25 protein-coding genes and 2 pseudogenes are annotated in these 23,164 nt (G+C 65.5%); 15 read left to right on the top strand and 12 right to left on the bottom strand.

Features of this window, described 5'->3' with window-relative positions; all coding sequences use genetic code 11:
- Positions 1-5: 5 nt before the first annotated feature.
- Entirely contained in the window at positions 6-248 is a 243-nt protein-coding gene (locus ACVWYI_RS34620) for a hypothetical protein (RefSeq protein WP_456664318.1), read from the top strand.
- A 154-nt stretch (positions 249-402) separates the two neighbouring features.
- Here the strand turns inward: ACVWYI_RS34620 and ACVWYI_RS34615 are convergent, their stop codons facing one another.
- Entirely contained in the window at positions 403-579 is a 177-nt protein-coding gene (locus ACVWYI_RS34615; protein ID WP_456664317.1) for a hypothetical protein, read from the bottom strand.
- Here ACVWYI_RS34615 and ACVWYI_RS34610 point away from each other — a divergent pair.
- Both ACVWYI_RS34610 and ACVWYI_RS34605 read left to right on the top strand, forming a co-directional pair.
- Entirely contained in the window at positions 560-805 is a 246-nt protein-coding gene (locus ACVWYI_RS34610) for a hypothetical protein (protein ID WP_456664316.1), read from the top strand. The genes ACVWYI_RS34615 and ACVWYI_RS34610 overlap by 20 nt on opposite strands.
- A 7-nt stretch (positions 806-812) precedes the next feature.
- Entirely contained in the window at positions 813-1,118 is a 306-nt protein-coding gene (locus ACVWYI_RS34605; RefSeq protein WP_456664315.1) for a hypothetical protein, read from the top strand.
- Positions 1,119-1,247: 129 nt separating this feature from the next.
- Here ACVWYI_RS34605 and uvrB read toward each other — a convergent pair.
- The 4 genes and pseudogenes from uvrB to ACVWYI_RS34585 form a co-directional block, all read right to left on the bottom strand.
- A pseudogene (gene uvrB, locus ACVWYI_RS34600) lies at positions 1,248-4,241 on the bottom strand (excinuclease ABC subunit UvrB).
- A gap of 94 nt (positions 4,242-4,335) precedes the next feature.
- Complete coding sequence (locus tag ACVWYI_RS34595) at positions 4,336-4,563, bottom strand: hypothetical protein (protein ID WP_247353033.1); 228 nt, start codon at positions 4,561-4,563, stop codon at positions 4,336-4,338.
- Positions 4,564-4,620: 57 nt separating this feature from the next.
- Entirely contained in the window at positions 4,621-4,848 is a 228-nt protein-coding gene (locus tag ACVWYI_RS34590) for a hypothetical protein (protein WP_247320737.1), read from the bottom strand.
- 113 nt (positions 4,849-4,961) lie between these two features.
- Complete coding sequence (locus ACVWYI_RS34585) at positions 4,962-5,879, bottom strand: LysR substrate-binding domain-containing protein (protein WP_354052657.1); 918 nt, start codon at positions 5,877-5,879, stop codon at positions 4,962-4,964.
- Positions 5,880-6,005: 126 nt separating this feature from the next.
- On the opposite strand from ACVWYI_RS34585, the gene ACVWYI_RS34580 reads away from it, so the two are divergent.
- The 3 genes from ACVWYI_RS34580 (at position 6,006) to ACVWYI_RS34570 (ending at position 7,889) form a co-directional block, all read left to right on the top strand.
- On the top strand, positions 6,006-6,785 hold the full coding sequence (locus ACVWYI_RS34580) for a TSUP family transporter (RefSeq protein WP_247353034.1): 780 nt from the start codon (positions 6,006-6,008) through the stop codon (positions 6,783-6,785).
- Entirely contained in the window at positions 6,782-7,012 is a 231-nt protein-coding gene (locus tag ACVWYI_RS34575; protein ID WP_247353035.1) for a hypothetical protein, read from the top strand. Before ACVWYI_RS34580 ends, ACVWYI_RS34575 begins: the two co-directional genes overlap by 4 nt.
- A 178-nt stretch (positions 7,013-7,190) precedes the next feature.
- The gene (locus tag ACVWYI_RS34570) at positions 7,191-7,889 is read left to right on the top strand and encodes a glutathione S-transferase family protein (protein ID WP_456664314.1); all 699 of its coding nucleotides are present in this window, start codon (positions 7,191-7,193) and stop codon (positions 7,887-7,889) included.
- Positions 7,890-7,904: 15 nt separating this feature from the next.
- Here the strand turns inward: ACVWYI_RS34570 and ACVWYI_RS34565 are convergent, their stop codons facing one another.
- Complete coding sequence (locus tag ACVWYI_RS34565; RefSeq protein ID WP_247353037.1) at positions 7,905-8,117, bottom strand: cysteine-rich CWC family protein; 213 nt, start codon at positions 8,115-8,117, stop codon at positions 7,905-7,907.
- A gap of 114 nt (positions 8,118-8,231) precedes the next feature.
- Between ACVWYI_RS34565 and ACVWYI_RS34560 the strand changes: the two are divergent.
- From ACVWYI_RS34560 to ACVWYI_RS34550, 3 genes and pseudogenes are all read left to right on the top strand, one after another.
- A pseudogene (locus ACVWYI_RS34560) lies at positions 8,232-9,795 on the top strand (DUF1800 domain-containing protein).
- The gene (locus tag ACVWYI_RS34555; protein ID WP_247353040.1) at positions 9,792-11,015 is read left to right on the top strand and encodes a DUF1501 domain-containing protein; all 1,224 of its coding nucleotides are present in this window, start codon (positions 9,792-9,794) and stop codon (positions 11,013-11,015) included. Before ACVWYI_RS34560 ends, ACVWYI_RS34555 begins: the two are co-directional and overlap by 4 nt.
- Before the next feature lie 79 nt (positions 11,016-11,094).
- Entirely contained in the window at positions 11,095-11,418 is a 324-nt protein-coding gene (locus tag ACVWYI_RS34550; RefSeq protein ID WP_247353042.1) for an antibiotic biosynthesis monooxygenase family protein, read from the top strand.
- A 16-nt stretch (positions 11,419-11,434) separates the two neighbouring features.
- On the opposite strand, the gene ACVWYI_RS34545 is transcribed toward ACVWYI_RS34550, so the two are convergent.
- From ACVWYI_RS34545 to ACVWYI_RS34520, 6 genes are all read right to left on the bottom strand, one after another.
- On the bottom strand, positions 11,435-12,376 hold the full coding sequence (locus ACVWYI_RS34545; RefSeq protein WP_456664313.1) for an aldo/keto reductase: 942 nt from the start codon (positions 12,374-12,376) through the stop codon (positions 11,435-11,437).
- Positions 12,377-12,649: 273 nt separating this feature from the next.
- Complete coding sequence (locus ACVWYI_RS34540) at positions 12,650-13,105, bottom strand: N-acetyltransferase family protein (protein ID WP_456664312.1); 456 nt, start codon at positions 13,103-13,105, stop codon at positions 12,650-12,652.
- Positions 13,106-13,171: 66 nt separating this feature from the next.
- On the bottom strand, positions 13,172-13,984 hold the full coding sequence (locus tag ACVWYI_RS34535) for a PAS-domain containing protein (RefSeq protein WP_456664311.1): 813 nt from the start codon (positions 13,982-13,984) through the stop codon (positions 13,172-13,174).
- A 129-nt stretch (positions 13,985-14,113) separates the two neighbouring features.
- The gene (locus ACVWYI_RS34530; RefSeq protein WP_247353050.1) at positions 14,114-14,272 is read right to left on the bottom strand and encodes a hypothetical protein; all 159 of its coding nucleotides are present in this window, start codon (positions 14,270-14,272) and stop codon (positions 14,114-14,116) included.
- A 73-nt stretch (positions 14,273-14,345) separates the two neighbouring features.
- The gene (locus tag ACVWYI_RS34525) at positions 14,346-14,522 is read right to left on the bottom strand and encodes a hypothetical protein (protein WP_456664310.1); all 177 of its coding nucleotides are present in this window, start codon (positions 14,520-14,522) and stop codon (positions 14,346-14,348) included.
- 155 nt (positions 14,523-14,677) lie between these two features.
- The gene (locus tag ACVWYI_RS34520; protein WP_456664309.1) at positions 14,678-15,328 is read right to left on the bottom strand and encodes a glutathione S-transferase family protein; all 651 of its coding nucleotides are present in this window, start codon (positions 15,326-15,328) and stop codon (positions 14,678-14,680) included.
- 585 nt (positions 15,329-15,913) lie between these two features.
- On the opposite strand from ACVWYI_RS34520, the gene ACVWYI_RS34515 reads away from it, so the two are divergent.
- From ACVWYI_RS34515 to ACVWYI_RS34490, 6 genes are all read left to right on the top strand, one after another.
- A complete protein-coding gene (locus ACVWYI_RS34515) occupies positions 15,914-17,116 on the top strand; it encodes a pyridoxal phosphate-dependent aminotransferase (RefSeq protein ID WP_456664308.1) in 1,203 nt (400 codons plus the stop codon).
- 165 nt (positions 17,117-17,281) lie between these two features.
- A complete protein-coding gene (locus ACVWYI_RS34510) occupies positions 17,282-17,761 on the top strand; it encodes a DUF992 domain-containing protein (RefSeq protein ID WP_456664307.1) in 480 nt (159 codons plus the stop codon).
- Between the two features lie 138 nt (positions 17,762-17,899).
- Complete coding sequence (locus tag ACVWYI_RS34505) at positions 17,900-19,948, top strand: elongation factor G (protein WP_456664306.1); 2,049 nt, start codon at positions 17,900-17,902, stop codon at positions 19,946-19,948.
- Between the two features lie 172 nt (positions 19,949-20,120).
- Positions 20,121-20,393 (top strand): helix-turn-helix domain-containing protein, encoded by a 273-nt coding sequence (locus ACVWYI_RS34500; protein ID WP_247353060.1) that lies wholly within the window; start codon positions 20,121-20,123, stop codon positions 20,391-20,393.
- 90 nt (positions 20,394-20,483) lie between these two features.
- Positions 20,484-22,238, top strand: coding sequence for a SulP family inorganic anion transporter (locus ACVWYI_RS34495; protein ID WP_456664305.1), 1,755 nt, complete (start codon positions 20,484-20,486; stop codon positions 22,236-22,238).
- Between the two features lie 86 nt (positions 22,239-22,324).
- On the top strand, positions 22,325-23,164 hold the full coding sequence (locus tag ACVWYI_RS34490) for a shikimate dehydrogenase (protein ID WP_456664304.1): 840 nt from the start codon (positions 22,325-22,327) through the stop codon (positions 23,162-23,164).

Here is a 23,164-nt window from a genome sequence, read left to right as displayed (position 1 = left end):
GATCCATGAAATGCCTCGCCGCCATCGCCGCCACGCTCCTCATGCTGGGAGCGACCTCCGCCGCCAACGCCAAGGGCTGCATCAAGGGCGCCGTCGTCGGTGGCGTCGCCGGCCATTATGCCGGCCATCACGGCGTCCTCGGCGCTGCCGCCGGTTGCCTCTACGGTCGCCACCACGCGAAAGAGCAGCAAGAGCAGGACAGGCAGCGGCAACAGCAGAGCCACGTGAACGGGCAGGGGAAGCTGTAATCCCGTCATTTAGAGACGGCGACCCCGCCGCCGCATCGGCGGTCCACTCCCTCGCCCTGCTTGCGGGGCGAGGCGGAAAGCACCGCCCGCCGAACCAGCGTGACCCGTCTCACATCACGCCTCACACAGCGCAGCTAACGTCCTCCCCATGTCATCAGGGAGACGTGCCATGGCCGCCCTCGCCACCGTCAGAAAGTCCAGCCTGCACAACGCGCTCGAAGGCCTCGCGCTGACCGCGACGCTGCAGAGCTTCCCGACCTTCGCCGCCGCTGCCTTCCTGCTCAAGCTGGTCGGCAATCACGACCTCGTCGGTGGATCCCGGCGTCGCCATCTTCGTCGCCATCGCCTCGCTCGCCCATGCGCTGCTCGCAGTGACCCTGGGGCCGAGCTTCCCGGCCTTGTTCAAGACCGTCTACGAGCCAAAGTTCTTCGAGGCCCATCTGTCGCTCGCCGACAAGATCACGGCATGGCGCACCCAGCCGGTCGCCTCGCTCCAGCTCATGACCATCGTGCTGCTGCTGTCGGTGATGGCGGTGGTGACGGCGAGCGTGGGGTGATCGCATCATGCCCTTCATCACCGCGTCGAAATCCGGCTCGCTCAACTGGCTCGAAGGCTTTGCGCTCACCACAATCCTACAGGGCTTCCCGATCTTCGCCGCCGCTTCACTGATGGTGAAGCTGCTAGGAGACTACCGCGGCAGCAGCCACGTGCTCACCATTGCGTTGGCGTCGGTCTTCTACAGCATCTTCGCCGTCTCGGTCGGCTCGGTATTCCCGAGGCACTTCAAGAACGGCTATGAAGCGCAGTTCTTCGACGCCAGTCTGTCATTCTCCGAAAAAATCGCCCACTGGCGTGCGACGTCGCTGTAACTCATGGCGTCAGTGCTGCTGCTGTCGCTGCTGGCGACGATCGCGGGGTGAGGGGGCGTTGTCCTCATCCTAGGGCGCCGGCGAGCCTCAAATCTATAACCACGTGCGGCGCCGGCTGCTCTACGCTCCCTACCTCTTCTTCCACCCACCTCTATGCCCCGGCGCCCCTCCGCTCGAGCGCGGCGATGGCCCGAACTCCGGCCCCGACTGCTTTGAGTCCGTCGGCTGGATGATGCGGCTCTCGCCGCCGAACGGCTTTGACGGCGGCGCGCGGTCCGCGCGATAGGGCAGGGACTCCGGGCCGTGCATCTCGTCGAGATGCGGCTTGTGCACTTTCGAGCCGCCGCCTCCGCCGCTCGCTTTCAGCGCGGAGCTCACGGTCTTCTTCTTCATGGCGCTGACCGGCAAATTGGCGGCGTCGCCATATTTCTTCGCTCCCGCATAAGCACCGGCCTTGCCCTGCACCGTGCGCTGCTTGACGGTGGGGTCGTCGACCACGGCGAGCTCGGTGGCGCGCAGGCGCTTGACTTCGTCGCGGAGGCGGGCGGCTTCCTCGAAGTTAAGATCGGCGGCGGCCTCGCGCATCCTTGTTTCCAGATCGCCGAGCACGGCTTCGAAATTGTGGCCGATCGAAATGATGTCGTCGGTCATGTCGTGACCGCCGACCTCGACCAGCACGTGGTCGCGCTCGTAGACGCTGTTCATGATGTCGCCGATCGACTTCTTCACGCTCTCCGGCGTGATGCCGTGGGCGGTGTTGTACTCGACCTGTTTTTCGCGGCGCCGGTTGGTTTCCGCGATCGCGCGTTCCATCGACCCCGTCATCTGGTCGGCGTAGAGGATCACCTTGCCGTCGACGTTGCGCGCGGCGCGGCCGATGGTTTGAACCAGCGACGTTTCGCTGCGCAAAAAGCCTTCCTTGTCGGCATCCAAAATCGCGACCACAGCGCGCATTCGGGAATGTCGAGGCCTTCGCGCAGCAAATTTATGCCGACCAGCGCGTCGAACGCGCCAAGGCGCAAATCGCGGATGATCTCGATGCGTTCGATGGTGTCGATATCGCTGTGCATGTATCGCACGCGAATGCCCTGCTCGTGCAGATATTCGGTGAGATCCTCCGCCATGCGTTTTGTGAGAACCGTGATCAGCGAGCGATAGCCGGCCAGCGCGGTGGCGCGGACCTCGCCGACGAGGTCGTCGACCTGGGTGCGGGCGGGGCGAATATTAACCGGAGGATCAATAAGTCCGGTCGGGCGGATCACCTGCTCGACGAACACGCCGCCGCTCTCGTTCAACTCCCAGCCGCTCGGTGTCGCCGACACCGCGACCGTCTGCGGCCGCATCATGTCCCACTCCTCGAAGCGCAGCGGGCGGTTGTCCATGCACGACGGCAGGCGGAAGCCATATTCGGCGAGCGTCGCCTTGCGGCGGAAGTCACCGCGGAACATGCCGCCGATCTGCGGCACGGTGACGTGGCTCTCGTCGGCGAACACCAGTGCGTTGTCGGGGACGTATTCGAACAGCGTCGGCGGCGGCTCGCCGGGCAGGCGCCCGGTGAGATAGCGCGAATAGTTCTCGATGCCGGCGCAGCTTCCGGTCGCCTCCATCATCTCGATGTCGAAGGTGGTGCGCTGCTCCAGCCGCTGTGCTTCCAGCAGGCGGCCCTGGTCATGAAGCTGGTCGAGCCGCATCTTCAATTCGGATTTGATCGACTTGATCGCCTGCACCAGCGTCGGGCGCGGCGTCACATAATGCGAATTGGCGTAGATTTTGATGAATTCGAGCTCGTCCTGCTTGTGGCCGGTGAGCGGGTCGAATTCCTCGATGTTCTCGACGGTGTCGCCAAACAGGTTCACGCGCCAGGCACGGTCCTCATAGTGCGCCGGAAAAATGTCGATTACATCGCCGCGCACGCGAAAGGTGCCGCGGGTAAAATCGGCCTGGGTGCGCTTGTATTGGAGGGCGACGAGGTCGGCGATGAGCTGGCGCTGGTCGATGCGCTCGCCCTTCTTCAGCGCAAACGTCATCGCGGTGTAGGTCTCGACCGAGCCGATACCGTAGATGCAGGACACCGACGCGACGATGATGACGTCGTCGCGTTCGAGCAGCGCGCGTGTCGCGGAGTGGCGCATGCGGTCGATCTGCTCGTTGATCGACGAATCTTTCTCGATATAGGTGTCGGTCCGCGGCACATAGGCCTCGGGCTGGTAGTAGTCGTAATAGCTGACGAAATACTCGACCGCGTTGTCGGGGAAGAAGCTCTTGAACTCACCATAGAGCTGGGCGGCGAGCGTCTTGTTCGGCGCCAGGATGATGGCGGGCCGTTGCGTCTTCTCGATCACCTGCGCCATGGTGTAGGTCTTGCCCGAGCCGGTGACGCCGAGCAGCACCTGGGTGCGGTCGTGGCGCTGGATGCCTTCGACCAGCTCGGCGATCGCGGTCGGCTGGTCGCCGCGCGGCTCATAGTGGGACTTGAGCTCGAAGCGCACGCCGCCTTCGGACTTTTCCGGGCGGGGTGGCCGATGCGGCGTCCACACCTGCGTCGACCCGTCGTCCTTGCGGAACTCCGGCCGGCCATCGCGGATCAGCGCGTCCAGCGCATCCGCCGTTGCCTTGACGCCGAGCGCCTCCATCTTGCTGCGCGGCGGACGCGCCAGCGCTTCGGCATCGTCCTCCTCAGTCGGAAGACCAAGCTGACGGGCCAGTTCCGGATCGAGCGTCGGGATCGTGGCCGCGGTTCCGTAATTGGCTTGCGGTGCCTCGTCGAAGCCCGCGTCGCGCGCCCCCGGCGGCTGCGGATTCGGCCGCAGCGGCATCGGCCTGGAATTGGTCCTGGCCGTATCCTGCGGAAACTCTCTCGGGGTAGACGCCCGTGCCCGATGCGCGGCGGCCTCGCCGCCGGAGCGGCGGTCGCGCGAATTGTCCGGCGGCGGCTGGAGCCCGGTAACCCGACCCAAGCCCGGCATCGCCGCGATTGATCGCGGGATTGAGCAGCTCGGCCAGCGCCGGCCCGATCGGCTGCACGTCAGGACGTGACGCCTTGGAATTTGGCGCCTTCGAGTTGGGGGCCTTGGCCTTGGGGGATTTGCCGGATTTATCGGAGGATGCAGGTTTCTTCGCCATGCACCGAATATGGGACGAGTCCGCCTCGCAATAAAGAGCGAATGCCCGTCCTGGGTCAGCATGCTGACAGCAGGTTGGCAGCAGGCCGGAAAGATTACGCCGCCGGCACCGGCCCCTCGTCCCCGGCTGCCCGGCGCGGTTCGAGGATGTCGAGATGGATGCCGCCGCAATCGGTGCAGCGCATGGTCCAATACTCGCATCCGGCGCGGCCGCTGATCACGCGGAGCACCGTGAGATCGCCGTCGCATTCCGGGCAGCTGGACAACACATTGCGGGCGTAAATCCTCGGCCGCGGCGTGTCTTCGAATTCGATGACTGACATGAACCGGTCCCCCTTTTACCCTGCGCCGTTCCTGGGTTCGCTTGCAGTCCCGCTCGCTTATTCGTCGTCGCTGTCGTCGGCCCGTCGGCGGAAGCGATCGATGTGATGCTTGGCATCGGCAATCGCGGCGTCGGGATCGGGCCAGGCGAAGCCGACCTCCATGGCCGGAAACAGCACCCCGTCGATGGCAACCGGGCTGAAATCGGCGCGCCTGATCCGGGCGTGCCACAGCCCCTTGCCAGCTTCGAAGGATTCGATGTCAAAGCCGTCGTAGATGGTCGTCATTGTAGTCCCCAAAATGTCCCGCTTGAGCGTCTTGTTGAAGGGTCAGGGGACCACGTTTGCGGATTCCGGGATGTGAAGCCGTTCACAAGCGGCGGGCTTTTTTGGCCGCCAGCCTAGTTCCGCGCCGAGCTGCGGCCGGTCCGCCGGACGGGACGCGCGGCAGGTTCCGACGCCGCGCGCATGATCCAGCGGCGGAAGGCGGCAAAGTCGCGCTGCTCGGTCTGGAAGCTGCGGTAGAGCAAGTACCAGCGCATGCCCTTGGGCACCGAGAGGTCGAATGGTGCGACCAGCCGGCCGGCGGCGAGATCGTCGTCGATGTAGGGCCGGATGCCCATGGCGATGCCGAGCCCGTCGGCAGCGGCCTGGAGTGCCTGGCCGTAGAACTGGAACTCCGGACCGCGCGCGTTGATCCTTGTAAGGCCTGAGGCCTTCAGCCAGATCGGCCAATCCTCGGGCGAATGCTCGACGCGGATCAGGCTGGGGCCTTTGAGGTCCGCCGGCCGCTTCAGGCTGGAAGCGAGCCGGGGCACGCAGACCGGCGTGAGGTCGCCGGCAAACAGCGGCTCGGCCACCAGCCCCGGCCAGTCGCCGGTGCCGAGCTTGATGCCGCAGCTCCAGTCCTCGCCGAACGGCACCGACGCGCCGCCGGTGGTGAAGCGCACCTCGATGTCGGGCTCTTCGTTGCGAAACTCCGACAGGCGCGGGATCAGCCAGCGCATCGCAAAGGTATGGCCGACGCCGATGGTGAGCACGCGGACGCCCGAGGGTGCCGTCACCTGGGCGGTGAGGCTTGCGAGCGCATCGAAGATCGGCGTCAGCCCGCTCTGATAGGCGCGGCCTGCCTGCGTGAGGAGCAGCTTGTTGGCCTTGCGCTCGAACAGCGCGACGCCGAGCCGTTCTTCCAGGATGTGCACCATGCGGCTGACCGCGGCGGCCGATACGCTCAGCTCGAGGCCGGCCGCGGCAAAGCTGCCGGCCCGCGCCGCGGCTTCGAATGCCTTGATGCCGTTGAGAAACAGCAAGCGCCGCAAATGACCGACCCTCAGGAAAGCTGATGCCAGGCCAAGATAACTCAGTTTGCGCGCCGGAGGCAAGCGGGGCACGTTCTCCTTCGCTTCTCCTCGCGTGCGGGGAGATGGCCAACAGGAGATTCTCTCGTGACGCTCATCATGATCGCTGCCCTTGGATTGCTGATGGTCGGCACCGCGTTCCTGTCGGGCCTGTTCGGCATGGCGGGCGGGTTGATCTTGATCGGTGTGCTGCTGGCCTTGATGCCGCTGCCCACCGCGATGGTGCTGCATGCGATCACGCAGATGGCGTCCAATGGCTGGCGCGCGTTTCTCTGGCGCGCGCATATCCGCTGGCGGCCGGTCGCGAACTATATGGTCGGCGCGGCTGTCGCGCTCGCGGCGTGGTCGATCGCCCGCTATGTGCCGGACAAGCCGGTCGCGCTGCTGCTGCTCGGCACCACCCCGTTCATGGCGCGGCTGCTGCCCGCAAACGTCAAGCCGGATCCCGACCGTCTCTGGCAAGGCACCGCCTACGGCACGATCTGCATGGGCTTGATGCTGATGACCGGCGTATCGGGGCCGCTGCTCGACACCTTCTTCCTCGGCGGCGATTTCGGCCGGCGCGAGAAAGTGGCGACCAAAGCGATGTGCCAGCTCGTCAGCCATTTCACCAAGCTGATTTATTTCGGTGGCGTCATCGACCAGGCCGCGACGCTCGATCCGGTGCTCGCCGGGGTCGCGATCTTGGCATCGATGCTCGGCACCACGCTGGCACGCCGCCTCCTCGAAGCCATGACCGACCAGCAATTCGTGGCCTGGTCGTACAAGCTGATCACCACCATCGCCTGCTACTACATCGCCTATGGCGGCTGGCTCCTGCTTCGTACGCCGGTGCTGGCGGCCTTCGACAAGGGAGGTTTGCAATGAGCGAGACCGCCGATCCGCTGGTGCTGGACTTCGTCGAATGGGTCGCGCGCGAGCCGCGCGCCTATGCCGAGGTCATTGCGACCTGGAAGACCTCGTGCCCGCGCCTCACAATATGGGAAGACGCCGCCGACCGCGGCTACGTCGCGCGCGAAACGCGACCAGGAATAGGACTGATCATCGCGGTGACGGAAGGTGGCGAGAGGTTGCTGCGCACGAACGGGCGTTAGCTCTCGCCACATCCGTCATTGCGAGCGCAAGCGAAGCAATCCAGAATAGGAGACCCTCACCCTGAGGAGCGCGCACCTTGCGCGCGTCTCGAAGGGCGAGGCCGAGATCGGCCTTCATCCTTCGAGACGCGCGTTCGCGCTCCTCAGGATGAGGGGCTGGCAGCTAAGGGCCCTTTCCATGTCACTCAAACTCTACGAACTCGTCGGCGCGGACGCCTCGCGACCGTTCAGCCCTTTCTGCTGGCGCACGCGGATGGCGCTGGCACACAAGGGGTTGGCGGCGGAATCGCTGCCCTGGCGCTTCACGGAGAAGAGCGCGATTGCGCCGCACGGCTCGGAGAAGGTTCCGGTGCTGCTGCATCATGACGAGCCGGTGGTCGATTCCTGGGCGATCGCGAACTACCTCGAAGACCAGTTTCCGGATAGCCCGTCGCTGTTCGGTGGCGAGGGCGGCCGTGCCATGGCGCGCATGCTCAATGCCTGGGGCGACATCGCCATCGTCGGCGGCATCTTTCCGCTGATCGTCGCCGACATCCCGAAGAATCTGGCCGAGGTCGACGCTGCCTATTTCCGCCAGTCGCGCGAGGCGCGTTTCGGCGGCAAGAGTCTGGAAGAGGTGATGTCGGGCCGCGATGCCGGCGTGGTCGCGTTCCGCAGATCGCTCGAGGTGATGCGTCAGACCCTGAAGAAGCAGCCCTTCATCGCCGGCGCCGCGCCGAACTATGCCGACTACATCGTGTTCGGCGGTTTTCAGTGGGCGCGCGTGACGAGCCCGTTCAAGCTGATCGAGGCGGATGACCCGGTTTACGCCTGGCGCGAAAAGCTGCTCGACGCATTCGACGGCATGGCGCGGAAATCGCCGGGGCATCCAGTCTAAGCTTCGTAGGCCGGATTACGCTTGCGCACCATCCGGGCTTCGCGCCGCCGCAGCCTTGCGCAGGCACGCCCGGCACAGACAATCCTCGCTCTTGACCGGCATCGGCAACCGCGCCGTTTCCTCCGCGCACCAGCAGGTGCCGGAGAGGTCGCAACCGAACTCGGTGCCGCAGCGGGAGCAGGCGAGGCGACGCGGTTCCTGCACTGGAATTTCTTGCGGATTTGTCATGATTTGCGCAAAAGCTGGGCCGTCATTTTCATGCCGGGTTCATCTCCGGCTCCGGTATATTAGGCCTCGCGCCCGGACTCGGAAAGCGGTTAGCAACGCGCGAAGGACACATCGATGGCCCGCGATTCGCAAGCCGCCCTGGTTGCGCTCAACCGTTTCGGCTTCGGCGCCCGCGGCGGCGCGTCCGGCGATCTCATCAACGCGGCCTCGGATCCGCGCGGGTTCGTCAAGGCGGAACTGAGCCGCCCCAATGGCGTACTGCTGGAGGCGCCAGGGCTGCAATCCACGCCGCAGCTCGGACAGGCCGTGTTCGCCTATCAGGACCAGGTCAAGCAGGCGCGCGAGGCCGCCGCCAAAGCCGGCGCGCCGACTGAGGCGCCGGCCGATCAGAAGCCTGGATTGCGTCGCAATCTCTCGCTGAATGCAGTCGCGACCGAGATTGCCGGCCAGATGGCCAAGGCCAAGCCGACCGACAACAAGCCGGCCGACAATATGGCGAAGCCAGACGCCATGCAGCCTAACGCGGCGACACCGCCTGTCGCAAAGCCCGCTCCGCAGCCGCTCAACGTCATCCAAAAGACCTTTCGCGCCGAGGCGCTGGCGCGGTTGCAGCGCGCGACGCTGGTCGAGTGCGGCTTCACCGAGCGGCTGGTGGTGTTCTGGTCCAACCATTTCTGCATCTCCGCGAGCAAGGGTGAGCTGGCGCGGATTTGGGCCGGCGCGTTCGAGCGCGAGGCGATCAGGCCGAACGTGCTCGGGCGCTTCGCCGACATGCTCAAGTCCGTCGAGCAGCATCCGGCGATGCTGTTCTTCCTCGACAACCAGCAATCGCTCGGGCCGGACTCGCGCGCGGGCCAGAACCGCAAGCGTGGGCTGAACGAGAATCTCGCGCGCGAGATCATGGAGCTGCATACGCTCGGCGTCGGCGGCGGCTACACCCAGCAAGACGTCACCTCGCTCGCGCGCATCATCACCGGCTGGACCTTTGCCGGCCGGCAGGGGCAGTTAGGAGTGCCCGGCTCGTTCGTGTTCAACACCAATGCGCACCAGCCCGGGCCGCAAATGTTGCTCGGCAAGAGCTATGAGCCGACGGGCCTTGCGCAAGGCGAGGCCGCGCTTGCCGACATTGCGCGCCATCCCTCGACAGCGAATTTCATCGCCAGCAAATTCGTGCGCCATTTCGTCGCCGACGATCCGCCGCCTGCGTTGGTGGCGCGATTGCGCGATGTTTTCATCAAGACTGACGGCGATCTCAAGGCGATGTCGACGGCGTTGGTCGATTCCGACGACGCGTGGAAGGCGCCGCTGACCAAGATGCGCAGCCCATACGATTTCGTGATCGCCAGCGGCCGGTTGCTCGCGCGCGTGCCGGAGGATCCCGGTAGCTATCTCAACAATCTCAATCTGCTGGGACAGCCGCTGTGGTCGCCGGCTGGGCCGAATGGTTTTTGCCGATACCAGCGCCACCTGGGCTGCGCCCGAAGGCATCAAGCTTCGGCTCGACATCGCCGCGCAAATGGGTGCGCGGCTCGGCAACAATATCGACCCGATCGACCTGCTGGAATTCGCGGCGGCAGATGCTGCTTCCATCGAAACGCGGCGCACCATCGAGCGCGCGGAGTCGCGGCAGCAAGCATTGGCGCTGCTGTTGATGTCGCCGGAGATGCAGAGGAGATGACGATGATAGACTGCGTCGAGAACCGGCTCATCACCTCGCGCCGTAACCTCCTGCTCGGCGGCGCCTCCTTCGCGGCGTGGGCGTACTTGCCGAAATTCGCGCGCGCGGCCGATGGCCGCGACCCCCGGCTGATCGTGGTGATCCTGCGCGGCGCGCTTGACGGTCTCTCGACCGTCGCGCCGGTTGGCGACCCCGACTATGCCGGCCTGCACGGATCGATCGCGCTTACCGCTGACGGTACGCATCCCGCGATCATGCTCGATACTTTCTTTGCGCTGCATCCGGCGATGCCTGAGTTCGCGCGGATGTATCGCGACATGCACGCCACGGTGATCCACGCGGTGGCGACGCCTTATCGCGACCGTTCGCATTTCGACGGCCAGGACGTGCTCGAAAGCGGCTACGCCGGCCCGGGGCGCCTGCAATCCGGCTGGCTCAACCGCGCGCTGGAAGCGCTGCCGCGCGGCGAGCGTGTGTCGAGCGGACTTGCGGTCGGCCCGACCACGCCGCTGGTGCTGCGCGGCAATGCGCCGACGGTCGGCTGGACCCCGGTGGCGCTGCCGCAAGCCGACGACGACACCGCGATGCGTCTGGTCAATCTCTACCGTCACCGCGATCCGGGGCTGGCATCGGCCTTGTCGCAGGGCCTTCAACTCGAGAAGGCTGCGAGCGGCGACGACATGAAGCGGAAGCCCGGCAACGCGGTCGTGCAGATGCGGCAGGTCGCGCGCGGCGCCGCAAAACTGATGGCGGCCGACGACGGTCCGCGCATTGCCGCGCTCGCCTTCGACGGCTGGGACACGCACGCCAATGAGGGCGGGCCAGTGGGGCGCCTCGCGGTCCTGCTCGGCGGGCTCGACGGCGCGCTCGCCGAATTCGAAAGCGGCCTCGGCGAACGCTGGCGCGACACCGTCGTCGTGGTCGCGACCGAATTCGGCCGCACCGCGCGCATCAACGGCACCGACGGGACCGACCACGGCACGGGAACGATCGCGCTGCTCGCCGGCGGCGCGGTGAAGGGCGGCCGCGTCATCTCCGACTGGCCCGGCCTCAAGCTCGCCAACCTTTACGAGGGCCGCGACCTCAAGCCCACTACCGATCTGCGCTCCGTGATCAAGGGCGTGCTGCAGGGACAGTTCGGCCTGTCGGATCGCGTGCTGGCCGAGACGGTGTTCCCGGACAGCGCAGGCGCACGACCGATGAAAGGGCTGGTTGCCTAAACTGTCATTCCGGGTTCGCGCCTTGCGGCGCGTCCCGGAATGGCGACATGATCAGCCGAACATCAGGAGACCATCACCCATGTACATCGCCATGAACCGCTTCCGCGTCACCAAAGGCTCCGAAACCGCTTTCGAGCAGGTCTGGCTTTCGCGCGATACCCATCTGGACAAGGTGCCGGGCTTCGTCGAGTTTCATCTGCTGCGCGGTCCCGAGCTCGAGGACCACACCCTGTACGCCTCGCATACGATCTGGGCCAACCACGCCGCGTTCGAGGCCTGGACCCAGTCGGAGGCGTTTCGTGCCGCGCATCAGCGCGCCGGCGACAACAAGCCGCTGTATCTCGGCCATCCCCAGTTCGAAGGCTTTGAGGTGATGCAGACTGTGGGACGCGGCGCGAAGTAGCACGCCGCCGCAGAGTTCAGCCCAGCGTGATCTTGTCGATCTCGGCAAGATCATCCGCACCGAGCTTCCACGCGATCGCCCTCACGTTCTCCTCGACCTGCTCGACGCGGGTCGCGCCGGCGATCACGCTCGACACTTGCGGGCGTGCAGCGAGCCAGGAGAAGGCGAGCTCGAGCATGCTGTGGCCGCGTACCTTCGCGAAGGCCGTGAGCTTCTCGACGATGTCCTCGTTACGCGGTGTGACGTAGCGGTCGCGCAGCCGCGGCACCTTGCCGAAGCGGGAGTCATCAGGCGCGGTCTCCCCCTTTCTGTATTTGCCGGTCAGAAGTCCGCTTGCGAGCGGGAAGAACGGCAACAGACCGAGCTTGTATTCCTGCGCGGCCGGCAGCAGATCCTTCTCGATGTCGCGCACGACGAGGGAGTATTCGTCCTGGCAGGAGATGAAGCGGCTGACATTCATCGCGCGTGCGACGTACTCCGCCTCAGCGACCCGCCAGGCCGGAAAGTTCGAATTGCCGATGTAGCGAACCTTGCCTTGACGGACGAGATCGTCGAGGGCGCGCAAGCTCTCCTCGATCGGCGTCAGTGGGTCAAAATCGTGCTGCTGGTAGAGATCGATGTAATCGGTCTTCAGCCGCTTCAGGCTCGCGTGCACGGCGTCCATGATGTAGCGGCGCGAGGCGCCCTGCTTGGCTCCGTCTTCCGCCATCGGCTTGGAATATTTCGTCGCCAGCACGATGTCCTTGCGGCGATCGCCCAGCACGGCGCCGAGTACATTTTCCGAACCACCCATGTTCGAATAGACGTCCGCGGTGTCGAACAGCGTGATGCCGAGATCGAGCGCGCGATGGATCACCTTGCGCGAGGTCTCCAGGTCGGTGCGCTGTCCGAAATTGTTGCAGCCGAGCCCAACCGCAGACACGCGCAGGCCGGAGGCGCCGAGATTGCGAATTTCCATGGGAGATCCCTGTCAGATGAGCAGCGGCGCATTGTGACCGCCGTGCGCCGCAGCAGCAAGCCGCCAGCCGCGTTGCTGCCATACCGACAAGGGACTGCCGAAAAGGAACTGCCGAAAAAAATGCGGCCCCTGTCAGACGCGGCGACTGACGGGGACCGCTTGGAGCGCTTGACCGGTGACGGGGGGCCTGATCAGACGCAGGTGCAGCCTAGTCCCGCCATGTTACGCGCGGGTGACAGGCAAAGTTATCCACAGGGCTCGCGATCGCGAGGATCAGAAGATCTTGCGATAGACGATGAAGCCGGAGCGCTCGGCGACCTTGTCGTACAGGCGCTGCGCCGTGAGGTTGGTCTCGTGCGTCTGCCAGTACACGCGCGGGGCTCCCGCGAGTTTCGCGCGCTCGTAGACGCCGTGGATCAGCGCCGAGCCGACACCTTTGCCGCGAGCAGCCTCAGTCGTGAACAGGTCCTGCAAATAGCAGGACGCCTCGATCGCGGTGGTGCTGCGGTGAAAGAGATAATTCGTCATCCCGAGCAGGCGGCCGTCGCTCTCGGCGACCAATCCGTGCACCGGCTCATAGGCATCGAAAAAGCGCTGCCACGTCACGCGCGTGATCTCGGGGGCGAGCGCAGTCGGGCCCGAGCGGCCGTAGAAGGCGTTGTAGCCGTCCCACAACGGCAGCCATTGTTCGTAGTCCTGCCTCGTGACGGAGCGAATGGTGAGCGACATATGAAATTCCCGCGATCGATGAGGCGTCCTTCATACGTGATGATGGACGTGCTGATCAATCGCGCACTACTCCGCGACGCGCAGATAGCGGATCAGCTTGCGGCCCGCGGGATCGCGCAGCGAGCGGTAGTAGTCGGCGCGGGACGGCGCATCGGTGTGGCGCACGAGGTCGGTCACGGGCGTGTAGCTCAACATGCGCCCGCCATCGGGCAGCGCGGCGCAGACGAAGCGCAACACCTCGCCATTGCGCAAGGCGATGTTGATCGGCGTGGCATCGCCGATCCGTACCATCTCCATGCGCTGTGCGATGAAGGTGCCGAGCTCGTCCTCGGGCAATTCGAACGCGCCGGTGTCGCGGCCGTGATACATCAGCGCGATGAATGGCGGCTTGCCGTCGGCGATGTCGTCCGGCACCGCAAAATAATCGCGGAACGCGCGGTTGATGAACTCGGCGCGCGTCTCGGCATCGAGCAGCACGATGCCGATATCGGCCTGGTCGAGCGCGGCCGACAGCCGCGCGGCGGTGGCGTGGCTCTGACGCTCGGCGGCAAAAATGCCGAGCAGCCGCCCGCGCATCAGGCCGGTGATGCCTGCGGTGCCCGCGGCCGTCATTGCCAGGAGGCCGAGCTGAACCAGATCCGCCGTGGTAAGGCCGGAAATGCCGTGCTGGCTGAGCAACAGCAGCGCCGCGCCGATGACGGCGACGGCTGCGCTGGCGACGGCGGGCGCGAGACCCGAGAGCGCGCCGGCAAGCGCCACGATGCAGACCAGCAGCGGCGCAGGCGAGGGAGTGGGGACAAAACGATCGAAAAGCATCGTCAGCAGCACAGTCGCTGCCGTCAGCGCCGGACCGAAGATCACACGCCATCCGAACCGCATGGGGCTGTCTCGCTCCTCCCTGAACGAGGTAAGGCGGCAACACTGACTGATCGTTGCGCCAATGCGATGCGGTTTCGCGCGGCGCGCTTAATGCGGACTTGCGTCCAAGCGCAAAGCTTTCGGATGATTTTAGACCAAGTGCGCGTGCTTGACGCGTTGTTGCAGCGCGGGCGCATTCAGGGTCGATGTCCCCGGGCCCTTGCGCGTGCCGACCAATATCAGCAGCGATGCCGCGACGAGGATGGCCGCAGTCAGGGTGATCGCAACGACTACCACAGGTGATTTCATCGATGTCCTGTCGCGATGCCGGTCGGCGCGGGGCACGCGGCGCCTTGAAGGCGGGTCCAGGATGAAACGGGAATCAGACCGGCAGGCCCGTCGCCATGGTCGCCTTGGTCGACAGCACTGTCAGGGTGACGATCAGGCACAGCGAGAGCGCGGCGACGGCGAGCGAGGCCGCGACCGCGTTGGTCAGCCGGGAAGACGAAACGTTAGCGGGTTGGCCTTGAAAGCCCGCCGCGCCGGACGCCCGAATCATGGTCTAAATCCTTACGCGCGAGCGAATCACTCACGACATCGAACCAATTTCACCGTGGCAACCGGCAATATTGCGGCGGCCAGCACGCCGAAAATGGCGAGATTGCGGCAAGGAAGACCCTTGTGCCCGCTATTCGCCAGAGCGCGATCGCTCCGTCAGGCGCCCGCGGCGATGCTGGCGGGGTCCTCGATGTCGGCCGGCCGCCAGTCCATTGCGACGAAGCCGGGGGCCGCTTCCACGCGCTCCAGCCAGTCCCGGATCGCCGGGAAGGTCGAGAGGTCGAAGTCGCAGCGGTCGGCAAGGTGGGTATAACCGTACAGCGCGATGTCGGCGACCGTGAGCTGGCGGGCGGCGAAATAGGCATTGGTCTTGAGGTGGTTTTCCATCACCTGGAGGGCGCCATAGCCGCGCTCCATCCAGTCCTCCAGCGAATGGGTCTGCAGGTCGCGGCCGCCCCTCACCAGCGACAGCCAGAAATAGGCCGCGCCGATGTTTGGCTCCAACGCGTGCTGCTCAAAGAACATCCACTGCAGCGCCTCGGCACGATCGATGCGGTTCTCCGGCGCGAGCGGCGTGCCGACGGCGACATACCAGAGGATGGCGTTGGACTCGGCGAGATAGCGATCGTCGCCGACCTCGAGCAGCGGCACCTGACCGGAGGGGTTCTTGGCCAGGAAGTCCGGGGTGCGGCTCTCGCCGCGCAGAATGTCCACCTCGACCGCTTCGTAAGGCAAGTTCAGCAGCGCCAGCGCAAGGCGGACCTTGTAGCTGTTGCCCGAGCGTTGCATCGAATAGAGCTTGTACATTCTGAGGATGATTCCGGAAGACGGGAAGGCGCGGCGCTTGTTGCCCTGCAACGCGGCTAAACAATGATGCCGATGCGAATCCGCTGCAAGGGCCAGCCAATAGAAAAACTCGAAAACCCTACCGCATTGCAACGCGGCGGAAGATCATTTCCGTGCGACCATGCAAATCAGTTCACGCTTGCGTCAATTCGTGTGCGCATCGTTGCGCGCGATCGTGCGTGAGCAGAGCAATCAGGGTTGGGGCTTTTAAAGCTTCCGCATCGTCACCGCGGGGGGACGTCCCGTCGTTCCGCACAAAACGTGGAAGCCCAGGCATGATGGTGTTCTGGCTTCCTGTCGCCGACACGCAAAATTGCTCCGAGGACAAGCCTTGCCGGATACAAGCCTTGCCGGATATGTGGGATTTGCCCGGCAAAATTGGGGAAAATTGCGAAGAATCCAGTCTTGAAACGCTCCAGACCCGTAAACTTTTGCGAGATCGGACCGAAGTTTCTTGCGGTGCAACGGCGCTCGTTTTAGGGTGGTTCATTCCCACAATCGGAGTCGTGAGGCCAAAGGGTTCACGACGCTTGTCAGGAGATGACGATGCCCTTCCTTGCCGCTGCGCTCGACCGTGTGAAGCCGTCCGCCACCATCGCGGTCACGGATAAAGCACGTGCGCTGAAAGCGGCGGGCCGCAACGTCATCGGCCTCGGCGCCGGCGAGCCCGACTTCGACACGCCCGCCAACATCAAGCTGGCGGCGATCCGCGCCATCGAAGCCGGCAAGACCAAGTACACTGCGGTCGACGGCATTCCCGAGTTGAAGGAAGCCATCATCGCCAAGTTTCAGCGCGAGAACGGCGTCGTCTACAAGGCAAACCAGATCATCGTCGGCACCGGCGGCAAGCAGGTGCTCTACAACGCGCTGATGGCGACCATCAATCCGGGCGACGAGGTGATCATCCCCGCGCCGTACTGGGTCAGCTATCCCGAGATGGTGGCGCTCGCCGGCGGCGAGCCGGTGCCGGTGGTCTGCACCGCCGCGGCCGGCTTCAAGCTCCAAGCCGATGCGCTCGAGCGCGCGATCACGCCAAAGACCAAATGGGTGATCCTGTGCTCGCCGTCGAATCCGACGGGAGCTGCCTACACCAGGACTGAGCTGAAGGCGCTCACCGACGTGCTGGTCAAGCATCCGCATGTCTGGGTGATGACCGACGACATGTACGAGCACCTCGTCTATGACGACTTCCAGTTCACCACGGTCGCGCAGGTCGAGCCGAAACTCTACGACCGCACGCTGACCGTGAACGGCGTGTCGAAGGCCTATTGCATGACCGGCTGGCGCATCGGCTATGCCGGTGGTCCGGCGCAGCTCGTCAAGGCGATGTCGACGATCCAGTCGCAGTCGACGTCGAACCCGTCGTCGATCGCGCAATGGGCCGCGGTTGAGGCGCTGAACGGTCCGCAGGACTTCATCCCCGCCAACAACAAGGTGTTCAAGGAGCGCCGCGACCTCGTCGTCTCCATGCTCAACCAGGCCAAGGGCATCGAGTGCCCGCGTCCCGAAGGCGCCTTCTACGTCTATCCGTCCTGCGCCGGCACGATCGGCAAGACCGCGCCGTCGGGCAAGGTGATCGACAATGACGAGACGTTCGTGACCGAGCTGCTCGAGACCGAAGGCGTTGCCGTCGTGCAGGGTTCGGCGTTCGGCCTTGGACCTGCGTTCCGCATCTCCTACGCGACCAAGACCTCGGACCTCGAAGACGCCTGCAATCGCATCCAGCGCTTCTGCGGCAATCTGCGCTAAGCCTGTCACGACGAAACGAACTGGAATGAAAAGGCCCGCTTCGCGCGGGCCTTTTTATTCGTGCACGCAATCTGGCACCGCAGGGAATGTTGTGCCATAGACCATCGCGCGTCACGGGTAGGCGTGCCTCTCTGCTCGCATCACATTCATCGCCGGAGATAATTCATGCACCGTTCACTCCTTCTCGCCGGGATCGCCGCCGCCAGCCTCGTTGCCTCGGTCGTGGTCGCCGACGCGCAGCAGCGGATGGTGCGGGTCGGCGTGCTCGAATGCCGCGGCGGCGCCAGCGTCGGCTTCATCGTGGGATCGGTGACCAATCTCGGCTGCGTGCTGCGCGCCGAGGGTTTGCCGGAGGATCGCTACGTCGCGACCATTCGCAAAGTCGGCCTCGATATCGGCATCACCCAGGAGACCGCACTGGCCTGGGGCGTGTTCGCGCCGGTCGACCGGCTCGGACCGGGCGACCTCTCGGGCACCTATGCGGGCGCGCAGGGCAGTGCCTCGGTCGGCGTCGGTCTCGGCGGCAACGTGCTGGTCGGCGGCTCCAACAATTCGATCGCGCTCCAGCCGCTCAGCGTGCAGGGCCAGGTCGGCCTCAACGTCGCGGCCGGGCTTGAGAGCCTGGAACTTCGCCCCGGCCGTTAAGAGCTGGCCGTCAATAACCTGATCTCACTGACGACGCACCGCAGCGATTTTTGATGCTTGCCAAATCTCGGGGACGGGCAGAGCATCTGCGCTTGCCGACCCAATCATGGGCCGAGCTCCACATCAAGGAGGCGGCGAATGGGACAAGACGTCAGAAGTCCCCGAGGTCCACGGTGCATCGCGCTGGTGGGCCCTTTCCAAAGCGGTAAAACCACACTCCTCGAAGCAATACTGGCGCGAACGGGCGCGATCCCGCGCGCCGGCAGCGTCGATGCCGGAACCTCCGTCGGCGACGCCAGTGCCGAAGCCCGTCATCATAAGATGACCGTCGGGCTCACTGCCGCCACCACGAGTTTTATGGGCGACAGCTACACCTTCCTCGATTGTCCCGGTTCCGTCGAGTTCGCCCACGACATGCGCGCCGCGCTGCCTGCGATCGACGCCGCAATCGTGGTCTGCGAAGCCGACGAGAAGAAGCTGCCGCAGCTTCAGATCATCCTGCGCGAGCTGGAGGAGCTGAAGATCCCGCGTTTCCTGTTCCTCAACAAGATCGACCGCGCCAACAAGCGCATCCGCGAAACGCTCGAGATACTCCAGCCCGCCTCGCGCGTGCCGCTGGTGCTGCGCCAGATCCCGATCTGGAAGAACGAGCTGATCGAGGGCTTCGTCGATCTCGCGCTGGAACGCGCGTTCGTCTACCGCGAGCACAAGGCCTCCGAAGTGGTCGCGCTCGAAGGCGGCGATCTCGATCGCGAAAAGGAAGCCCGCTTCTCGATGCTGGAGAAGCTCGCAGATCATGACGATGCGCTGATGGAGCAGCTGCTCGAGGACATCCAGCCGCCGCGCGATGCGGTGTTCGACGATCTCGCCCGCGAATTGCGCGAGGGGCAGATATGTCCGGTGCTGATAGGCGCCGCCGCACGCGAAAACGGCGTGCTGCGCCTGATGAAAGCGCTGCGCCATGAGGCGCCCGGTGTCGCGGAGACCGTAAAACGTCTCGGCGTTCCCGAGACCAGGGATGCGCTCGGCTTCGTGTTCAAGACGCTGCATTCGCAGCACGGCGGCAAGCTGTCGCTGACGCGGCTGCTCGCCGGCCATCTCGACGACGGTGCCACGCTGCAATCCTCCTCCGGCGGGGCCAGCCGCATCTCCGGGATCCTCGCCGTCACCGGCGCCTACGACACCAAGCGTGGCGCGGCGGAAGCCGGCGACACGGTGGCGCTCGCCAAGCTCGATCCCGTAAGCACCGGCGACACGGTCTCGAACGGCAAGACCCAGCCGGCTGCGCTCGCAGCCAGCGAGCCGACGCCGCCGGTGCTCGCGATCTCGGTTGCGGCCACCGACCGCAAGGACGACGTCAAGCTCGGCCAGGCGCTGACGCGGCTGCACGAGGAGGATCCCTCGCTCGTCTTCGTGATGAACGCCCAGACCCACGACACCGTGCTGTGGGGACAGGGCGAGATGCACCTGCGCGTCGCGAGCGAGCGGCTGCGCGACCGCTTTGGCGTCAAAGTTGCCTCGCATCCCCCCGCGATCGGCTATCAGGAGACCATCCGCAAGCCGATCGTCCAGCGCGGCCGCCACAAGAAGCAGTCCGGCGGCCACGGCCAGTTCGGCGATGTCGTGCTCGACATCAAGCCGCTGCCGCGCGGCGACGGCTTCAAGTTCACCGAGAAAGTCGTCGGCGGCGCGGTGCCGCGCAACTACATCGGCGCGGTGGAGGAGGGCGTCGTCGACGGGCTCACACGCGGCCCGCTCGGTTTCCCCGTCACCGATTTGCAGGTAACGCTGACCGACGGCTCCTATCACAGCGTCGATTCCTCCGACCTCGCCTTCCGCACGGCGGCGCGGGTCGGGCTGAACGAAGGCCTACCGCTATGCCAGTCGGTGCTGCTGGAGCCGATCCACGTGGTCGAGATCGTCTGTCCGACCGACGCCACCGCCAAGATCAACGCGATCCTGTCGGCGCGGCGCGGCCAGATCCTCGGCTTCGACACCCGCGACGGCTGGAGCGGATGGGACTGCGTCCGCGCCATGATGCCGGAAGCCGAGATCGGCGAGTTGATCGTCGAGCTGCGCTCGGCCACGGCAGGCGCCGGCAGCTTCACCCGCCAGTTCGACCACATGGCCGAAGTGACCGGCCGCGCCGCCGACCAGATCATCGCCGCGCATCAGCACGCGGCGTGAGCCGCCTTTCGCAGTAACAGACGTACGCTCTCTCCCTCTTCCCATTCTTACGGGGAGAGGGCGACGCACAGCCCGTGGCGAGCGCCCTCTTGCGCTCGGCCCGAATTGATGTATTTTACATCATTGTGCATGCTCCAGACATCACTTATAATCTCTCATACGTGAGGCCGAGGTGATCACGTCGTTCCAGATGCGGGCAGCGCGCGCGCTGCTCGGCATTGACCAGAGGGCCTTGGCGGAGCTCGCAGGCGTTTCGCTGCCGACCATTCAGCGGATGGAGGCGAGCACCGGCAACGTTCGCGGCGTGGTCGAGACCTTGATGAAGGTGGTCGAAGCCTTTGATCGGGCCGGCGTCGAGCTGATCGGCGAACAGGCGCGCAGCGAAGGCGGCGGACGTGGCGTTCGGCTGAAACAGCCGGGGCCGCCGCGTCGGGTTGGAGCGTGATCCCGCAATGATCATGTTCGGGAGCAGACTTAACTAACGCACCGTCGCGCCCCGATACGCGGCCGCACGATGCATCGGAGCGGTGTGGGCATGAGCATCACAGGCGAACACGCAGGCAAGCTGCACCAGCTTCGTCGGCCGACCTTTACCGAACTCTATCTGCCGAAGCTCGTCACCGTGTGGCGCGAGGGCTATGGCTTGTCGGATTTCCGCGCCGATGTGTTCGCGGGCCTCACGGTCGCAATCGTCGCGCTGCCGCTGTCGATGGCGATCGCGATCGCCTCGGGCGTGACGCCGGATCGCGGACTCTACACCGCTGTTGTCGGCGGCTTCATTGCGTCACTGCTCGGCGGCAGCCGGTTCCAGATCGGCGGCCCGGCCGGCGCCTTCATTGTGCTGGTTGCAGCGACTGCCGACCGTCACGGGGTTGACGGCGTGGTCCTCGCCACGCTGATGGCGGGCCTGTTCCTGATCGCCGCGGGCTTCCTGCGGATCGGCACCTATATCAAGTTCATTCCGTATCCGGTGACGGTCGGCTTCACGGCCGGCATCGCCGTTATCATCTTAGCGAGCCAGCTGCGCGATCTCGGCGGGATCACGCTGGTCGCGAAGGAGCCGAGCGAATTCGTCCCAAAACTCGTCGCGCTCGCCGGGGGCCTGCACACCGTCAATCCGTCCGCGGTCGCGGTCGCGATCGTCAGCATTGCCATCATCGCCGGCCTGCGACGCTGGCGGCCGTCCTGGCCGGGCATCCTGATCGCGGTCGTGCTCGCGGCGGCCGCATGTGCCGTGCTGTCGCTGCCGGTCGAGACCGTCGGATCGCGCTTCGGCGGCATTCCGCGCGAACTGCCCTCGCCGGCCTTGCCTGCGTTCTCGCTCGCGAAGGCGACCGCCGTGCTGCCGGATGCGATCGCCTTCGCGCTGCTCGCCGCCATCGAATCGCTGCTGTCGGCGGTGGTGGCCGACGGCATGACCGGACGCCGTCACCGCTCCAATTGCGAGCTGGTGGCGCAAGGCGCCGCCAATGTCGGCGCGGCGCTGTTCGGCGGCATCTGCGTCACGGGTCTGATCGCGCGCACCGCGACCAACATCCGCGCCGGCGCGCGGGGGCCGCTCGCGGGCATGCTGCATTCGGTCTTCCTGCTGCTGTTCATGCTGATCGCGGCGCCGCTCGCGAGCTACATCCCGCTGGCCGCGCTCGCCGCCGTGCTCGTCGTGGTGGCCTGGACCATGGCAGAGAAGCACGAATTCGCGACGCTCCTGCGCTCGTCGTGGGGCGATGCCGTCGTGCTGCTCGCAACCTTCCTGCTCACCATCTTCCGCGATCTGACCGAAGGCATTTTGGTCGGCTTCGCGCTTGGCGCGGTGCTGTTCATCCATCGCATGGCGGAAATGACGGGCATCGAGGAACGTTCGCCGCTGGTGGCCGCCGATCGTCCCGATGACGGTAATGGCGAGCGCGTGCCTTACGACCCCGCGCTCGCGGTCGATCGCGACGTGCTGGTCTATCGCATCACCGGCGCGTTCTTCTTCGGCGCCGCCTCGGCGATCGGCAGCGTGCTCGACGGCATTGCCGACAAGCGCAAGGGATTCGTGGTCGATTTCGCCGCGGTGCCGTTCCTGGATTCGACGGCGGCCAACGTGCTGGGACGCGTTGCCGCCAAGGCCCACCGCCAGGGCATCCGGCTGTTCATCACCGGGGCATCGCCTGCGGTTCGCCGCGCGCTGCTCACCCATGGCGTCACGCCGCCGCGCGCGCGTTATCGCGAGACCATCGCGCGTGCCGTCGCCGACATCAAGGGCCGCGCGGCCCAGCTCGCGGGCGATGACGCGGGCACGACCTAGCGCCGCGCCCATCCACGAGGCGTCCGCGCGCTTGACAGGGCCCGCGGGACGCGAAATGGATCGCCTCCGACGCTCCCCAGGGAAGGATGACCGTGACCAAGGCTCCCGCAGCCTGTCTGATCGGATGGCCGGCCGCGCATTCGCGCTCGCCGCTGATCCATCACTATTGGCTGCGTACGCTCGGGATCGAGGGCGGCTATCTCATCGAGGCGGTTCCACCCGATAATTTGCGCGACTTCGTGCTGCGGCTGTCGCTGCGCGGCTTCGCGGGCGCCAATGTCACCATCCCGCACAAGGAGGGCGTGCTTGAGCTCTCGAAGCCCGATGCCCGCGCGCAGGCGGTCGGAGCGGCCAACACGCTGTGGTTTGCTGACGGCGAGCTGCGCTCGACCAACACCGACGTCGAGGGTTTCATCGGCAATCTCGACGCCAGCGCGCCCGGATGGGACGCAGCCGGCGAGGCGCTGGTGCTGGGCGCCGGCGGCTCCTCGCGTGCGATCGTGTTCGGGCTGCTCGAACGCGGCTTCAAGCGCATCCATCTCGCCAACCGCACCATCGCGCGGGCCGAGACGCTTGCAAGACAGTTCGGACCGAACCTGCATCCTGTTACATGGGACAGCGTGAACGACATCCTGCCGCGCGCAAAACTTCTCGTGAACACGACCTCGCTCGGCATGCACGGTCAGCCTTCACTCGACGTTGAAGTCGCCCGCCTGCCGGATGGCGCCGTGGTCGCCGATCTCGTCTATGTTCCGCTGATGACGCCGCTGCTGGCGGCCGCAAAGGCGCGCGGGCTGAAGACCGCCGATGGGCTCGGCATGCTGCTGCATCAGGCGGTTCGCGGCTTCGAGCTGTGGTTCGGCCAGCGGCCGCAGGTCACGGCCGAACTGCGCGCCCTGGTCGAGGCCGATCTCACAAAAACTTGA

Source organism: Bradyrhizobium sp. LB13.1 (assembly GCF_054056815.1).
This window is presented reverse-complemented; position numbering and strand designations above follow the sequence as displayed.

What these genes read in the sequence shown, in the direction of transcription:
- ACVWYI_RS34620 (WP_456664318.1), top strand. Translation starts at nt 6, where the DNA reads ATGAAATGCCTCGCCGCCATCGCCGCCACGCTCCTCATGCTGGGAGCG.
- ACVWYI_RS34615 (WP_456664317.1), bottom strand. Translation starts at nt 579, where the DNA reads ATGGCGACGCCGGGATCCACCGACGAGGTCGTGATTGCCGACCAGCTT.
- ACVWYI_RS34605 (WP_456664315.1), top strand. Translation starts at nt 813, where the DNA reads ATGCCCTTCATCACCGCGTCGAAATCCGGCTCGCTCAACTGGCTCGAA.
- ACVWYI_RS34595 (WP_247353033.1), bottom strand. Translation starts at nt 4,563, where the DNA reads ATGTCAGTCATCGAATTCGAAGACACGCCGCGGCCGAGGATTTACGCC.
- ACVWYI_RS34590 (WP_247320737.1), bottom strand. Translation starts at nt 4,848, where the DNA reads ATGACGACCATCTACGACGGCTTTGACATCGAATCCTTCGAAGCTGGC.
- ACVWYI_RS34575 (WP_247353035.1), top strand. Translation starts at nt 6,782, where the DNA reads ATGAGCGAGACCGCCGATCCGCTGGTGCTGGACTTCGTCGAATGGGTC.
- ACVWYI_RS34570 (WP_456664314.1), top strand. Translation starts at nt 7,191, where the DNA reads ATGTCACTCAAACTCTACGAACTCGTCGGCGCGGACGCCTCGCGACCG.
- ACVWYI_RS34565 (WP_247353037.1), bottom strand. Translation starts at nt 8,117, where the DNA reads ATGACAAATCCGCAAGAAATTCCAGTGCAGGAACCGCGTCGCCTCGCC.
- ACVWYI_RS34555 (WP_247353040.1), top strand. Translation starts at nt 9,792, where the DNA reads ATGACGATGATAGACTGCGTCGAGAACCGGCTCATCACCTCGCGCCGT.
- ACVWYI_RS34550 (WP_247353042.1), top strand. Translation starts at nt 11,095, where the DNA reads ATGTACATCGCCATGAACCGCTTCCGCGTCACCAAAGGCTCCGAAACC.
- ACVWYI_RS34545 (WP_456664313.1), bottom strand. Translation starts at nt 12,376, where the DNA reads ATGGAAATTCGCAATCTCGGCGCCTCCGGCCTGCGCGTGTCTGCGGTT.
- ACVWYI_RS34540 (WP_456664312.1), bottom strand. Translation starts at nt 13,105, where the DNA reads ATGTCGCTCACCATTCGCTCCGTCACGAGGCAGGACTACGAACAATGG.
- ACVWYI_RS34535 (WP_456664311.1), bottom strand. Translation starts at nt 13,984, where the DNA reads ATGCGGTTCGGATGGCGTGTGATCTTCGGTCCGGCGCTGACGGCAGCG.
- ACVWYI_RS34530 (WP_247353050.1), bottom strand. Translation starts at nt 14,272, where the DNA reads ATGAAATCACCTGTGGTAGTCGTTGCGATCACCCTGACTGCGGCCATC.
- ACVWYI_RS34525 (WP_456664310.1), bottom strand. Translation starts at nt 14,522, where the DNA reads ATGATTCGGGCGTCCGGCGCGGCGGGCTTTCAAGGCCAACCCGCTAAC.
- ACVWYI_RS34520 (WP_456664309.1), bottom strand. Translation starts at nt 15,328, where the DNA reads ATGTACAAGCTCTATTCGATGCAACGCTCGGGCAACAGCTACAAGGTC.
- ACVWYI_RS34515 (WP_456664308.1), top strand. Translation starts at nt 15,914, where the DNA reads ATGCCCTTCCTTGCCGCTGCGCTCGACCGTGTGAAGCCGTCCGCCACC.
- ACVWYI_RS34510 (WP_456664307.1), top strand. Translation starts at nt 17,282, where the DNA reads ATGCACCGTTCACTCCTTCTCGCCGGGATCGCCGCCGCCAGCCTCGTT.
- ACVWYI_RS34505 (WP_456664306.1), top strand. Translation starts at nt 17,900, where the DNA reads ATGGGACAAGACGTCAGAAGTCCCCGAGGTCCACGGTGCATCGCGCTG.
- ACVWYI_RS34495 (WP_456664305.1), top strand. Translation starts at nt 20,484, where the DNA reads ATGAGCATCACAGGCGAACACGCAGGCAAGCTGCACCAGCTTCGTCGG.
- ACVWYI_RS34490 (WP_456664304.1), top strand. Translation starts at nt 22,325, where the DNA reads ATGACCGTGACCAAGGCTCCCGCAGCCTGTCTGATCGGATGGCCGGCC.